Raw genomic sequence first — 13,213 nt, 5'->3', positions numbered from 1 at the left:
GGGCCGGGTGGCCTGCGGTGGCCGGGTGGCCTGCCCGGAAGGGCGGGGCCTGTCAGTGTTGGGCGAGGATGTCCCGCGCCTGGACAACGTCGAGGCACATCTGCTCAACCAGGGCCTCCGGACCACGGTAGGCCACCATCCCGCGGAGCCGCTCGGTGAATTCCACCACCACTGTCTGGCCGTACAGATCGAAGTCCTCGGCGGCCTCTTTGGGCCTGTCGATAACGTGGGCTTCAACCTGCCGGCTGACGCCGTCGAACGTCGGGTTTGAGCCTACGGAGATGGCCGCGGGCCAACGTTTCCCGGCGGCGTCCACCAGCCAGCCCGCATAAATTCCGTCCGCGGGAACCAGCCCGGTGGCATCGGGGGAAAGGTTGGCGGTGGGGAATCCCAGGGCCCGGCCGCGGGCGGCGCCGTGGACCACTTCGCCGCGCATCCGGTGCGCACGGCCCAGGACTTCGGCCGCCGTCGCCACGTCGCCCTCCTGAAGTGCTTCGCGTACCCAGGTGGAGGAGCAGCGCCGGTCCGTGCCGGCGTCGTTATGCAGCGGGTAGCCCTCGGAGCCGAACTCGCTGATCACCTGGACGTCGAAGCCGAACTTTTCGCCCAGCACCTTCATGGTGTCCAGGTCGCCGGAGTTGCCCCTGCCAAACCGGGCGTCGTGGCCGATCACCACGTGGCTGGCGCCGAGACAGTCCACCAGGAACTGCTCCACAAATTCCTCGGCGGTGAGGCTGGCAAGGTCCAGGGAGTACTTGACCACCAGGACACCGTCCAGGCCCAGCTCCCCCAGGGCTTCCAGCTTGTCCGCCAGGCCCATGATCAGCTCGGGGGCCTCTTCGGGGCGATGGATCAGCGCCGGGTGCGGATCGAAGGTGACCGCAACGGCTTTGGAATGCGTCCGGCGGGCCGAACGGATCAGCTGCGACAGCACCTGCTGGTGCCCGCGGTGAACGCCATCGAAGTTACCAAAGGTGACAACGGATGGGCCGAAGTCTGCCGGGACCTCGGACGGATCGTTCCAGATGTACACCATCACCCTCGCCTTAAACTGCGTGCAAAAACCAAGGCTCCGCCACCACGCCGGCCGCGGAACTCTCCAAGGGTACCCGCAATCACGGCGCTGCCGTTGCCCGCACGGGACGTCGCCGGTACAGCCAAGCCAGGCCAAGGATGGGGAGCAGCAGCGGGATGAAGGCGTAGCCTCTGCCGAACAGAGACCACACGGTTTCGTGGGGGAACTGCACGGAGTCGAACACGCTCAGCGCACCCACCACCAGGACGCCCACCAGCTCCACCAGGACGGCCGCCACGGAAACCTTGAACCAGGTGCTGCCCGCTTTCGCGAGCGACACGGTAGCCACCACATAAACGACGGCGGCAAACGCGGACAGCAGGTAGGCCAGCGGCGCCTCGGAGAACTTTGTCAGGATCTGGTAGCCGGCGCGGGCCGTGGCCGAGAGGGCAAACACCGCGTACACGGCAATAAGGAGCCGTCCCGGGCCTGTGTTGCGGGTGTTCCTGGCCGGAACGTCCGGATTCCCGGGGGCCTCCGAAGAGTTGCCGGCCGGGGTCCCGTGGTGGTCGCCGTCCGGGGTTTTGCCGACGGCGGGCCGCTGGTCGTCATTCACGTTGTGCTCTTCTTCCACTTCAGTACCAGATCTGGTTCATTCGGGCGGCCATGACCAGTGCGGTCACACCCACGGCGGCAAGGACAAAGTTGCTCCAGCGCGTCCGTTCCAGGATGGCCCAGTAGATGGCTGCCGGCGGCAGGAGCATGGCAGTGGCAAGGTAGCCCCAGAACTCCCAGGCTTCTCCGGCGATGGGTTCACCGGCGATCACCCGCACCACGGAGCCCACGAGATACACCACCAGCGCCACTTCAACGGCTGCGACAGACAGGATGGTGGCGTCGTTGGGAGCCTTCCGCAGGATGCCGGCGATCAGGCAGATCGCCGTGGACACCAGGCCCACTGCCAGGATGATAAAAAAATACGCGTCCAAGGCTCAGTTCTCTCCTGCGGCGCCGTTGCCCGGCGCGAAAACCAGGACAGGCTTGGCGTAGCTTCCGGCGTCGGCCAGCAGCGCAACCAGGCTGCCGTCCGGGGCAAAGGCCGCTGCCGGATGGTCTGTGGTGGCGGCATCGCTGCCGGTCCCGCCCGCTGCGATCCGCCGGCCAAACGAAATCTCGGTGGTCTCTTCGGCGGTGAGTTCACGGTTGGGCATCAGGGCACGGGCCGCGCTGGACATTTCCAGGACGTCCAGCTCTTCCGCCAGCTGTTCCAGGGTGCGGGCCTGCGCCAGGGAGTAGGGGCCCACGTGGGTCCGGCGGAGCACCGTCAGGTGGCCGCCCACGCCCAGGCCATTGCCAAGGTCCCGGGCCAGGGCCCTGATGTAGGTTCCGGAGCTGCACTCCACGGTGACTTCCACGTCCACCACGTCCGCGGCGTCGTCCCGGCGGATGCTGTGGACCTCGAACCGGTGGATGGTGACCGGCCGGGCCGCGAGTTTAACGTCTTCGCCGGAACGGACCCTTGCGTAGGCGCGTTCGCCGTTGACCTTGATGGCGCTGACGCTGCTGGGCACCTGCTGGATGAGCCCGGTGAGGGCCGCAACGCCGTCGCGGATGGCCTGCTCGGCCACCGCAACGGTAGAGGCCGACGCCGTAACGTCACCTTCGGCGTCGTCCGTCACCGTGGACTGCCCCAGCCTGATGGTGGCGGTATAGGTCTTCGAGGTGCCCACAATGTAGGTGAGCAGCCGGGTGGCTTTGTTGATGCCCACCACCAGCACCCCGGTGGCCATGGGGTCCAGCGTCCCCGCATGCCCCACTTTCCGGGTCCCTGCGAGGCGCCGCATCCGGCCAACCACATCGTGGCTGGTCCATCCCTGCGGCTTGTCCACTATTACCAGTCCAGAAAGCACGCCTCCCAGTATATCGGCGCGGCTGGGCCCTCCCGGACGTGCCCTGGCCCGGCGGCTAGGATGGCTGGCATGCCTGAGCTTGCCGCCCAAGTCCGTGACGTGCCCGTCAACCAGATCCGCGAGATCACCGAGGCGGCCTGGCGGACGCCGAATGCCCTGGTGCTGAGCATCGGCGAGCCCGGCTTCCCGCTCCCCCGGCACATCCTGGACGCCGGGATCGCATGCCTGGACCGCGACGAGACGAACTACACCCCCAACGCGGGCATCCCAGCGCTCCGCGAGGCCTTCGCCGCCAGGTTCCGGGCGGAGCAGGGCATCGATATCGGTGCCGACCGGGTCTACGTGGTGGACGGCGCGCAGCAGGGCCTGCACTTCGCCATGAGCCTGCTCCTGTCCCCCGGCATGGAAGTCCTCATCCCCAATCCCGGCTACCCCACATTCGCCATGACCGCCGGCCTGCTGAACGCCGTGCCGGTGCGGTACCCGCTGTATCCGGACCACGGCTTCCAGCCACGGGTATCCGACATCGAGGCCCTCATCACGGAGCGGACCCGGGTATTGGTGCTGAACTCGCCGTCCAACCCGCTGGGGGCGGTGCTCAGCGCGGACCTGACCCGCGACCTGATGGACCTGGCCCGGCGGCACGATCTGTGGGTCATCTCCGACGAGTGCTACGAGGCCTTCACCTACGACGTCCCGCACGTCAGCCCGGCCCGGTTCGATGGAAATACCCCTGGCAGGGCACGGGTTTTTACATCCCTGACCTTGTCCAAGACCTATGGGCTGACCGGGCTGCGGATCGGGGCCCTGATCTGCCCGCCCGGTCTGGAGCAGCAGATGGACAACGTGATGGAGTCGATCGTCTCCTGCGTGGCGTCACCGTCGCAGTACGCGGCGATCGCCGCGCTGACCGGGCCGCAGGACTACGTGCACCAGGCGCACGCACACTACCGGCAGAACCGTGATGCTGCGTCCGCAGTGCTGGCGGGGAAGGGCATCCCCTACCTCCGGGCGCAGGGCGCGTTTTACCTGTGGGCCGACGTCTCGCACGTCAGCGGCGGGGACGTCCGCAGCTGGGTGCGCCGGTTCCTCGCCGACTCCGGCGTGGCCCTGGCACCGGGCACCGCGTTTGGGTCCATCGGTGAGGGCTGGGTACGGATCGCCTTGTGCGGCAGCAAAGCGGACCTGCTGGCCGGACTTTCCCGGCTGCCGGCCAGGGACCAGCCGTAGGCAGGGCCGTTCAGTAAGCCGTTTTGTGCCGGGCCGCGAGCCAGGCCTGGAACGGGGCGTCCGCCGCCGGGACCTCATCGTGGCTGACCGGCAGAAGTTCCGGCCGGGTTCCGTCGAAGTAGTCGTAAAACACCGCGTCGTCGAAGCCGGCGGCGGCCGCGCCGTGCCGGTCTGCGGCGAAGTGGACCCGGGAAATACGCGCCCAGAGCGCCGCCGCCAGGCACAGGGGGCACGGTTCGCAGCTGGTGTATAAAACCGAGCCGTGCAGGTCGAAGTTGGCGGTGGCTGCTGCCGCCGCACGGATGGCCACCACTTCGGCGTGCGCGGTCGGGTCGTTGTCGCGGGTTACCCGGTTGACCCCCTGGTGCACGGTCCCGTCCGGAGTGACCACCACGGCGCCGAAAGGTCCGCCGCCGTCGGCCACGTTGCGGGTGGCCAGGTCAATGGCCAGTTTCAGGTATCCGGCCGTAAGCGGGTCATCCGTGGGCGTGGTCATAGCTTGATCCTAGCCACAGCGGGCCAGGAACGCCGAAGGCCCGGGCCGCAGCGCGGTCCGGGCCTTCGTGGGCAGGCAGCTGCCTACTTTTTCGTGTCTTCTTCGGGTTCGCCGGCCGGTGCCAGGTCGGTGTCTTCCTCGTCGAAGTCGTCTTCGTCGATGTCCTCATCCTCGGGGTCGTCGGACTTGTACGGGTCCGCTTCGCCGGCGTGGCTGGCCGTGGCAGCCAGGGCGGCCACCTCGGCGTCGCGCTTCTTGGCCTCGCGGAGCAGCTCCTCGAGGTTGGAGGCGTTGATGGGAATCTGGTCGGCCACAAACTCCAGGGTGGGGGTCAGCCGGACGGTCACGTTGCGGCCGACTTCCTGCCGCAGCACGCCCTTGGCCTTCTCCAGCCCCTTGGCAGCATCAGCCTGGACGGCTTCGTCACCGAAAACGGTGTAGTAGATGGTGGCGTGCTGCAGATCGTTGGTCACGCGGGCATCGGTAACCGTGATGCCCTCAAGCCGGGGATCCTTGACCTTCCGGCCCAGGGCCTCGGCAACAACAACCTTGATCCGCTGCGCCAACTTGGCAGCCCGTGCGGGATCAGCCATGAGAACCTCCTGTAAAAATAGATAAGTTTGGGGGCGGCACGGAGGCGACGTTATCACCTGCCGCGCGTAGCGATTGAGGGGGCCCGGGAGTGGCTTCGGGCCTGCCGGAGACGGATGGCCAGCGATCGCAGATCGCTGGCCATCCGTCGTAGGGGCGGGGCCCCCTCAATCGCGGAGTGCGGGGGCGGGGCCGCCGGAAAAATCCCAACGGCCCCGCCAGAGACTCAACGAGCCTTAGGCGCGCGGCTTCTCGCGCATCTCGAAGGTTTCGATGATGTCGCCTTCGTTGATGTCGTTGTACGAGCCCAGGCCGATACCACACTCGAAGTCCGTGCGGACCTCGGTGGCGTCGTCCTTGAACCGCTTGAGCGTCTCGACGGTGAGGTTCTCACCGATGATCTTGCCGTCGCGGCTGATGCGGGCCTTGGTGTTACGGCGGATGATGCCCGAGCGGACGATCGAGCCTGCGATGTTGCCGAACTTGGAGGAACGGAACACTTCGCGGACCTCGGCGGTGCCAAGCTGGAATTCTTCGTATTCCGGCTTGAGCATGCCCTTGAGGGCCAGTTCGATGTCGTCGATGGCGGAGTAGATGACGGAGTAGAACCGCATGTCCACGCCTTCGCGGTCTGCCAGTTCGGCAACCCGCTCGGCCGGCTTGACGTTGAAGCCGATGATAACGGCGCTGTCCACTGTTGCCAGGTTGACGTCGTTCTGGGTGATGGCACCCACGCCGCGGTGGATGACGCGCAGCTGCACGCCTTCGCCGACGTCGATCTTGAGCAGGGCGTCTTCGAGGGCTTCCACGGCACCGGACACGTCACCCTTGAGGATGAGGTTGAGGGTGTCGATCTTGCCATCGGCCACTGCCTGGTCGAAGTCTTCGAGGCTGATGCGCTTGCGGCGCTTGGCCAGGGCGGCGTTGCGGTCGGCAGCTTCACGCTTCTCGGCGATCTGGCGGGCGGTGCGCTCGTCAGCGGTCACGAAGAAGGTGTCGCCGGCGCGCGGCACGTTGGACAGACCCAGCACCTGCACGGGGCGGGACGGGCCGGCCTCGGTCAGGGCACTGCCGTCGTCGTCGAACATCGCACGGACACGGCCGTGGGCGGTGCCGGCAACGATGGTGTCGCCGACGCGCAGTGAACCGGACTGGACCAGGACGGTGGCCACGGAACCGCGGCCCTTGTCCAGGTTGGCTTCGATCGCGATACCGCGGGCGTCCTTGTTCGGGTTGGCGCGCATGTCCAGGGCGGCGTCTGCGGTGAGCAGGACTGCCTCGAGCAGCTCGTCGATGTTGAGGTTCTGGCGGGCAGAGACCTCCACGAACATGGTGTCGCCACCGTATTCCTCGGGAACCAGGCCGTATTCGGTCAGCTGGCCGCGGACCTTGTCCGGGTTGGCGCCTTCCTTATCGATCTTGTTCACTGCAACCACGATCGGCACGTTGGCTGCCTGCGCGTGGTTGAGGGCTTCAACGGTCTGCGGCATAACGCCGTCGTCCGCTGCAACCACCAGGATGGCGATGTCGGTGACCTTCGCACCACGGGCACGCATGGCGGTGAACGCCTCGTGGCCCGGAGTATCGATGAAGGTGATCTTCCGGTCGATGTCCTCGTGCGTGTGGGTGACCTGGTAGGCACCGATGTGCTGGGTGATGCCACCGTGCTCGCCGGCCATAACGTCCGACTTGCGGATGGCGTCCAGCAGGCGGGTTTTACCGTGGTCAACGTGGCCCATCACGGTGACAACCGGAGGACGTGCCTCGAGGTCGTCGTCGCCTTCGGCTTCAAGTTCGGCTTCGAAGTCGATGTCGAAGGTGGAGAGCAGCTCGCGCTCCTCGTCCTCCGGGGACACAACCTGGAGCTTGTAGCCAAGCTCCTCACCGAGCAGCGCGAAGGTTTCCTCGTCCAGCGACTGCGTGGCCGTAGCCATTTCGCCGAGGTGGAAGAGAACCGTCACCAGTGCTGCGGGGTTCGCCTCGATCTTGTCGGCGAAGTCCGTGATGGACGAGCCGCGGCGCAGGCGCACCACAGTGTTGCCGTCGCCGCGGGGTACGCTCACGCCACCCAGCGACGGGGCGCTCATCTGCTCAAGTTCCTGGCGTTTGGCGCGCTTGGACTTGCGCTGCTTGCCACGGCCTGCGCCGCCCTTACCGAAGGCACCCTGGGTGCCACCGCGTCCGCGGCCACCCTTGCCGAAGCCACCGCCGGCCGGAGCACCGCCACCTGCACCGGGACCACCGGTGCCAGGAGCGCCACCCGGGCGTCCGGGACCGCGGCCACCGGCACCGGGACGGCCTGCACCAGCGGGTGCGGGACGCTCGGTACGGTTGGGCATCATGCCCGGGGTAGGACGGTTTCCGCCTGCACCAGCCGGACGCGGGGCGCCCGGACGGGGGCCACCGGCACCGGCTGCGGGGCGGGGTCCGCCTGCGCCGGCGGCGGGACGCGGCCCACCGGGACGGGGTCCGCCTGCACCGGCCGCGGGACGCGGACCGCCGGGACGTTCGCCGTCAGTACGGCCGCCTGCGCGGGGCATGCCCTGCGACGGGGCGAAGGGGTTATTGCCGGGCCGCGGTGCGCGGTCACCGTCGCCGCCACGGCCGCGGGGCATGCCCTGCGAGGTGGCAAACGGGTTGTTGCCCGGGCGGGGACCGCCGGGACGGGGTGCTGATGAGCCCTGGCCGGAGCCGCCCTGGCGGGCAGCGGGGGCCGGAGTTTCGGCCTTGGGGGCCGGCCGTGCGCCCGGCTTGGCGCCGGTTGACGGGGCAGCCGCGGCCGGAGCAGCGGGAGCCTGGGCAGCGGGTGCTGCCGGGGCGGCCTGCGCCGGTGCTGCCGGAGCAGCTGCGGGGGCCGGGGCCTGCGCAGCAGGAGCCTTGGGCGCTGCCGGGCCGGGGGCCGGAGTTGAGGGGCGTGATTCTGCCGCCGGGGCAGGCGCCTTGGGCGCAGCAGCCGCCGGTGCCGCCGTCTTAGCAGCGTCGGGGTAGGCGTTGCGCAGCTTGCGCACCACCGGGGCCTCGATTGTTGACGAGGCGGAGCGAACGAATTCGCCCAGTTCCTGCAGTTTGGTTACTGCATCTTTGGAAGTAATACCGAGCTCTTTAGCGAGCTCATGTACGCGGACCTTGGCCACATTTCTCCTGTCTCGGTCCGCACCGAGCCAGGCACGAACCGTCTACTTCTTACTGCGGGCCCAAGCCGCAAATGCTGCTGAAGGGCCCATTGCAGAGCGCAACAAAGTTGTCATCGTTACGCACTCATCGCTGGGAACTCATCGGGTTTCCATCAGTTTTCTGACCCGCTTTCAGGTTGGACGGTTGGTGTTGCAGGCGGCATGGCGCCTGCAACGGCCGTGCCTTGCGCGATCCGGCGTTCGACGGCGGCGTGTCCGGTTGTGCCCGGAAGGGCACGGCCGAACGCTCTCCGTTTGATCGCCAGAGCAAGGCACGATTCGCTGGGGTGCAGCCATGCACCCCGGCCAGCCATCCGGCGTCGTTCATCCACCAGGACAGTGGGTGAACCACTGCCACCGGCGACGACCCGGAGTAACTCAGACCGCTGGCCCTTCTTCCGGCAACCGATGCAGGTACGTTCAGGTTGATTTCCAGTGGAAAGCACTTCTGCCACGGTCATCGTCCTGACGTTCATATCTGCTGGCCCTGGGCTGGTCCCGTCCGCATTGGCGGAAGGGCACGCCCGGGGCGCACGGCTACCGGCCGTAAGGCGCGGTCTTGTCTATTCTAGCCCCTCAGGGCCGTTCTGCCCGAACCGGGGTGCCTGCCACGGCGTGGCTGGCACCCCGCCGACGGGATCAGCTTTCGCGGGCGGGCGCGGCGTCCGAAACGATGTCGATTCGCCAGCCGGTCAGCTTTGCTGCCAGGCGGGCGTTCTGGCCTTCCTTGCCGATGGCCAGCGAGAGCTGGTAGTCGGGCACCACCACGCGGGCGGACCGGGTCGCTTCGTCGGTAATGGTGACCGAGTTCACGCGGGACGGGGAGAGCGCGCTGGCGATGAAGGTGGCCGGGTTCTCGCTGAAGTCGACAATGTCGATTTTTTCGTCGTTGAGTTCGGTCATCACGGCGCGGACGCGGGAGCCCATTTCGCCGATGCAGGCACCCTTGGCGTTGATGCCGGGCATGTTGGCCTTGACAGCGATCTTGGTCCGGTGTCCGGCTTCGCGGGCCAGTGCCACGATCTCCACCGAGTGGTCGGCGATTTCGGGAACTTCCAGTTCGAACAGTTTCCGGACCAGGCCCGGGTGGGAGCGGGAAAGGGTCACGGACGGGCCCTTGGTGCCGCGGTGCACGTCGATGACCAGGGCGCGGAGCCTGTTGCCGTGCAGGTACTTCTCGCCCGGCACCTGCTCGGGCGGCGGCAGCAGCGCCTCCACGGCGCCCAGGTTGACCTGGATCATGTGCGGGTTGTTGCCCTGCTGGATGGTGCCGGCAATCAGTTCGCCTTCACGGCCCTTGAATTCGCCCAGGACGTTGTCGTCCTCAACGTCGCGCAGGCGCTGCAGGATGATCTGGCGGGCTGTGCTGGCGGCGATGCGGCCAAAGCCGGCGGGGGTGTCCTCGAACTCGCCAACGGGTGCGCCGTCGTCGTCGATTTCCACAGCCCAGATGGTCACGTGGCCGCTCTTGCGGTCCAGCTCGGCGCGGGCGCGCTCAAAGGCGCCCGGCGACTTGTGGTACGCCACCAGGAGGGCCTGCTCGATGGCAGGGATCAGGAGGTCCAGCGGGATTTCACGCTCACGCTCCAGAAGTCTCAGTGCGCTCATGTCAATATCCATCAGGCCTCCTCAGAAGGTCCATTGTGTTGCGGTTCCAGACCATCTTCGGGGAAGTGGCTGAATTCGATCTCGACTTTTCCGTTGCGGATCCTGTCGAAAGGAAGTTTGACGGGCTCGCCCTGCTTGGGCTTCATGCCCTTCTTGACGGCGATCTCGGGGATCAGGGTCACGCCGGAGTCGTCGACGGCGTGGATGCGGCCTGTGACGTTGTCGCCCTGGACCACATTCACCTTGACCATGCGGCCCTTGGCGCGGTGCCAGTGGCGCGCTTCGGTCAGGGGGCGTCCGACGCCGGGTGAGGACACCTCGAGGTCGTACGGACGGCCGTCGTCTGCGGGATCGTTGTCCAGCAGGTCCGAAAGGACCCGGGAGATGTCGGCGATGACGTCAAGGTTGACGCCGCCGGTTTCCTCCTGCGGCAGGTCAACCACCACGTGGACCACGCGGTGGGAGCCGGCGATGATGGCGACGTCCTCGAGGTAAAGCCGGTTGGCCAGCACGGCTGGTTCCAGGAGCGCGCGGAGCCGGGCTGCTTCGGGGTTGTGTTCCGGTGCGGACTCGGCCCCACCCGTTCCGGTGTGGTCTGTTGAAGCCGTGACTTCTGCATTGCTCACGATGCCGGCCGCCTCCCTTTAGATGATGTTGTGTGTACTAGCGTAGCTATTTTACCGGCACCGTGGTGCATGGAGTTCCGCTCCCGCCGTGGCACCATGGTCTGTTGTGGATGGGGATAATCAGCAGGACCGGCGGCGGCCGCCGTACTTCCGGTATGCGGTGCTGGGCTTCGCTGCGCTGCTGGTATTGGCCCTCGGATTTTCGCTGGTTCCCGCGGAACAACAGCCCCCGGACGAACCCACGCCCACCGAAATTTCCCGCGCGTCAGCCCTCGCCGAGGCACTGACGCTGCGCGCCGACGGGCAGCAGCTGGCCGCTTCGAGGACGCCCGACGACGGTGCTGCCGCTGCCGCGGCGGAGGTTGTGACCTTGCTGACCCTCCACGCCCGGGCGTTGCTGGCCCCCGGCGAGGTTTTCCCGGCGCCCGGCACTGCCGCTGCAGCTTCGGGCCCTGCTGCCGGGACGCCCGCCGTCCCGGCTCCGGAACCTTCCGGTTCCCGAACCGTACCTGAGGTGACGGCGGCGGAGCTGGCCGCAGATCTGGCCGGAAGCGGACGGACCAGGCTGCGCGACGCAGGGAAAGTGGACGGCGGCATGGCGCGGCTCCTGGCAGGCGCCGGCATCGCCCAACTGCTGGCAGCTGAAAAGCTTGCCGCCGCGGTCGGCGATCCCGCAGCTGCCGAACCCGGCCCCACGGCCTCGGAGCCTGCCGGAGCAGCGCCTACTGGAACCGGGCCTGCCGGAACACGGAACCCGGACGGGCGGGGTTCCGGCAGCACCGGCTCTGCTGGCCCCCTGGACTCCGCCGATCCGCTGGACCCGGACCGGCGGGGTTCCGGCAGCACCGGCCCCTCCCCTACGCCGGACTCCCCCACTGCGCAGGATCTCCCCTGCCCCGCCATGACATCCGGCGTCCCGGACGCAGGCGCGGCGCTGGCCCGCATGGCCAGGCTTGAAGAGCAGGCCGTCTACGGCTACCAGGCGGCATTGACCCGGCTTCCCCCTGGTGCGGTGGGGCCGGCGTCGGAGTTCCTGGCCCTGCACCGCGAACAGGCTGCCGGCGCCCGGGCCCGTAGCCTTGCGGACTGCGGCCGCCCGGCAGCACCGGACCCCGGGTACAACCTGGACGCGGCGTTCCTGGCCGCGCCCGCCGACGCACTTGGCCGGCTTGAAGCGGACATCCTGCCGGCCTACGGCGACGTGGTGTCGCTGGCCGACTCCCCGGACCGGGCCTGGGCCCTTGCCGGGTTGGAGGCCGCCGCCCGCCGTACCGTGGACTGGGGCGCCGACCCCGGCCCGGTGCCGGGTCTGGTGCTGGACGAATCCCTGCTGCCCGCCGGTCCCGTCGAAAGCCCGCCCGGGGACAAGTAGCCCGGGACAGGTCACCGGGACCAACAAGCCGGGTCCATGAAGCCCCGGCAAAGCAGCCCGGGACAGGTCACCGGGACCCAGGAACCGCGCCCTTTCGCCGCACCGCGCCGCTGCGCGCCTAGGCTGGAAGCCATGACCCCGCCCGTGGCAATACCCATCCCGCCGGACCTCGCTGCCCGCTATGGCCGGAGCAGCGCGGGCCGGGCCTGGCTGGCATCCTTGCCGGACCTCATTGACGGCCGGCTGGACCACTGGCAGCTGGCCCCGGACCTTGCCCCGGGCACCCTGCCCTGGAATGGGCACGGCGGCATTGTGATCCCGGTGCTCCGCGCAGACGGATCCCGGGCGGCCCTGAAGATCGCCTTCCCGCATGATGAGGCCAAGGTGGAACGGCTCGCGCTGAAGCTGTGGGACGGCAACGGCGCCGTGGCACTCCTCGAAGCGGACGCCGGCACCTGCGCCATGCTGCTGGACCGGCTCGAGGCCGGCCGGTCGCTGTACACCGCGCCCATGGACCACGCCGTGGAGGTTTGGGGCGGGCTGGTTCCCCGGCTTGGCATCCGGCCGGACGACCGGCCGGAGTGGCATCAACTCGAACACATCGCGGCCCGTGCGGAGCAGTGGAGCGATGACCTGCCGGCCGACTGGGAGCAACTGGGCCGGCCCTTCCCGCGCTGGCTCCTCGAAGCTGCACTGGAGGTGTGCCAGACCCGCGGTGCAGTGGGGCGGCGGACCGCCACCGACGTCCTGGTGCACACGGACCTGCATTTCCTGAACGTCCTGGCCGGAAGCTCCTGCCCGCCCGCCGGTCATCCGTCCGCTGCTGCCGGCTACGCCGCCATCGACCCGCAGCCCATGATCGGGGAGCCGGAGTTTGCGGTGGCGCCGCTGCTTTGGAACCGCCTTTTTGACCTGCCGGCAGCCCAGCAGGCTGCAGGGCTGCGGCAACGCTGCGCTGATTTCAGCCTCGCTGCCGGGCTGGACCCGGACGTCGCCCGGCAGTGGGCGGTGGCCCGGGAAGTGGACAATGCCCTGTGGTATGCCGGGAAAGCCGGACACCAGGGCGACCTCTTGCGTTCACTGTGGGTCGCCAGCACCTTGGCCGGCCGGACCCTTCCGGGCCTGCCGCCGGCCCGGGACCTCCCCGAGCCGGGGGCCGCGGCGGGCTGAGCGGACGGGCGCCCCTGGAACG

Annotated in this window: 13 protein-coding genes; 3 read left to right on the top strand and 10 right to left on the bottom strand. The window is 68.3% G+C overall.

Features of this window, described 5'->3' with window-relative positions; all coding sequences use genetic code 11:
• Window positions 1-52: 52 nt before the first annotated feature.
• From ACRB8A_RS06780 to truB, 4 genes are all read right to left on the bottom strand, one after another.
• A complete protein-coding gene (locus tag ACRB8A_RS06780) occupies window positions 53-1,036 on the bottom strand; it encodes a bifunctional riboflavin kinase/FAD synthetase (protein WP_050687630.1) in 984 nt (327 codons plus the stop codon).
• Between the two features lie 79 nt (window positions 1,037-1,115).
• Window positions 1,116-1,631, bottom strand: coding sequence for a hypothetical protein (locus ACRB8A_RS06775; RefSeq protein WP_235504708.1), 516 nt, complete (start codon window positions 1,629-1,631; stop codon window positions 1,116-1,118).
• Between the two features lie 19 nt (window positions 1,632-1,650).
• Window positions 1,651-2,004 carry a hypothetical protein gene (locus ACRB8A_RS06770; RefSeq protein WP_050687628.1) on the bottom strand — a complete coding sequence of 118 codons (354 nt, stop codon included), beginning with the start codon at window positions 2,002-2,004 and terminating at the stop codon, window positions 1,651-1,653.
• Between the two features lie 3 nt (window positions 2,005-2,007).
• The gene (gene truB / locus ACRB8A_RS06765; protein WP_432245875.1) at window positions 2,008-2,925 is read right to left on the bottom strand and encodes a tRNA pseudouridine(55) synthase TruB; all 918 of its coding nucleotides are present in this window, start codon (window positions 2,923-2,925) and stop codon (window positions 2,008-2,010) included.
• 69 nt (window positions 2,926-2,994) lie between these two features.
• Here truB and ACRB8A_RS06760 point away from each other — a divergent pair, with 69 nt between their 5' ends.
• Complete coding sequence (locus tag ACRB8A_RS06760) at window positions 2,995-4,155, top strand: pyridoxal phosphate-dependent aminotransferase (protein WP_200933645.1); 1,161 nt, start codon at window positions 2,995-2,997, stop codon at window positions 4,153-4,155.
• Window positions 4,156-4,165: 10 nt separating this feature from the next.
• On the opposite strand, the gene ACRB8A_RS06755 is transcribed toward ACRB8A_RS06760, so the two are convergent.
• The 6 genes from ACRB8A_RS06755 to rimP form a co-directional block, all read right to left on the bottom strand.
• Window positions 4,166-4,651 carry a nucleoside deaminase gene (locus ACRB8A_RS06755; RefSeq protein ID WP_056598913.1) on the bottom strand — a complete coding sequence of 162 codons (486 nt, stop codon included), beginning with the start codon at window positions 4,649-4,651 and terminating at the stop codon, window positions 4,166-4,168.
• 83 nt (window positions 4,652-4,734) lie between these two features.
• Entirely contained in the window at window positions 4,735-5,244 is a 510-nt protein-coding gene (gene rbfA / locus ACRB8A_RS06750) for a 30S ribosome-binding factor RbfA (protein WP_432245874.1), read from the bottom strand.
• A gap of 234 nt (window positions 5,245-5,478) precedes the next feature.
• On the bottom strand, window positions 5,479-8,376 hold the full coding sequence (gene infB, locus ACRB8A_RS06745; RefSeq protein ID WP_050687618.1) for a translation initiation factor IF-2: 2,898 nt from the start codon (window positions 8,374-8,376) through the stop codon (window positions 5,479-5,481).
• Between the two features lie 152 nt (window positions 8,377-8,528).
• Window positions 8,529-8,876 carry a YlxR family protein gene (locus ACRB8A_RS06740; RefSeq protein ID WP_231686120.1) on the bottom strand — a complete coding sequence of 116 codons (348 nt, stop codon included), beginning with the start codon at window positions 8,874-8,876 and terminating at the stop codon, window positions 8,529-8,531.
• Between the two features lie 178 nt (window positions 8,877-9,054).
• Entirely contained in the window at window positions 9,055-10,035 is a 981-nt protein-coding gene (gene nusA, locus ACRB8A_RS06735) for a transcription termination factor NusA (RefSeq protein WP_056598919.1), read from the bottom strand.
• A complete protein-coding gene (gene rimP, locus ACRB8A_RS06730) occupies window positions 10,035-10,649 on the bottom strand; it encodes a ribosome maturation factor RimP (RefSeq protein WP_050687615.1) in 615 nt (204 codons plus the stop codon). The genes nusA and rimP overlap by 1 nt, the downstream gene beginning before the upstream one ends.
• 106 nt (window positions 10,650-10,755) lie before the next feature.
• On the opposite strand from rimP, the gene ACRB8A_RS06725 reads away from it, so the two are divergent.
• Together ACRB8A_RS06725 and ACRB8A_RS06720 are read left to right on the top strand one after the other, a co-directional pair.
• Window positions 10,756-12,021, top strand: a complete 1,266-nt coding sequence (locus tag ACRB8A_RS06725) for a DUF4439 domain-containing protein (protein ID WP_285240907.1) — start codon at window positions 10,756-10,758, stop codon at window positions 12,019-12,021.
• Window positions 12,022-12,153: 132 nt separating this feature from the next.
• Window positions 12,154-13,191, top strand: a complete 1,038-nt coding sequence (locus ACRB8A_RS06720) for an aminoglycoside phosphotransferase family protein (protein ID WP_432245873.1) — start codon at window positions 12,154-12,156, stop codon at window positions 13,189-13,191.
• Window positions 13,192-13,213: the final 22 nt, after the last annotated feature.

Source organism: Arthrobacter sp. G.S.26 (assembly GCF_050847375.1).
Taxonomy (GTDB): domain Bacteria; phylum Actinomycetota; class Actinomycetes; order Actinomycetales; family Micrococcaceae; genus Arthrobacter.
Note: the sequence above shows the minus strand (reverse complement) of the source record. Positions and strands in the feature narration are given on the sequence as shown.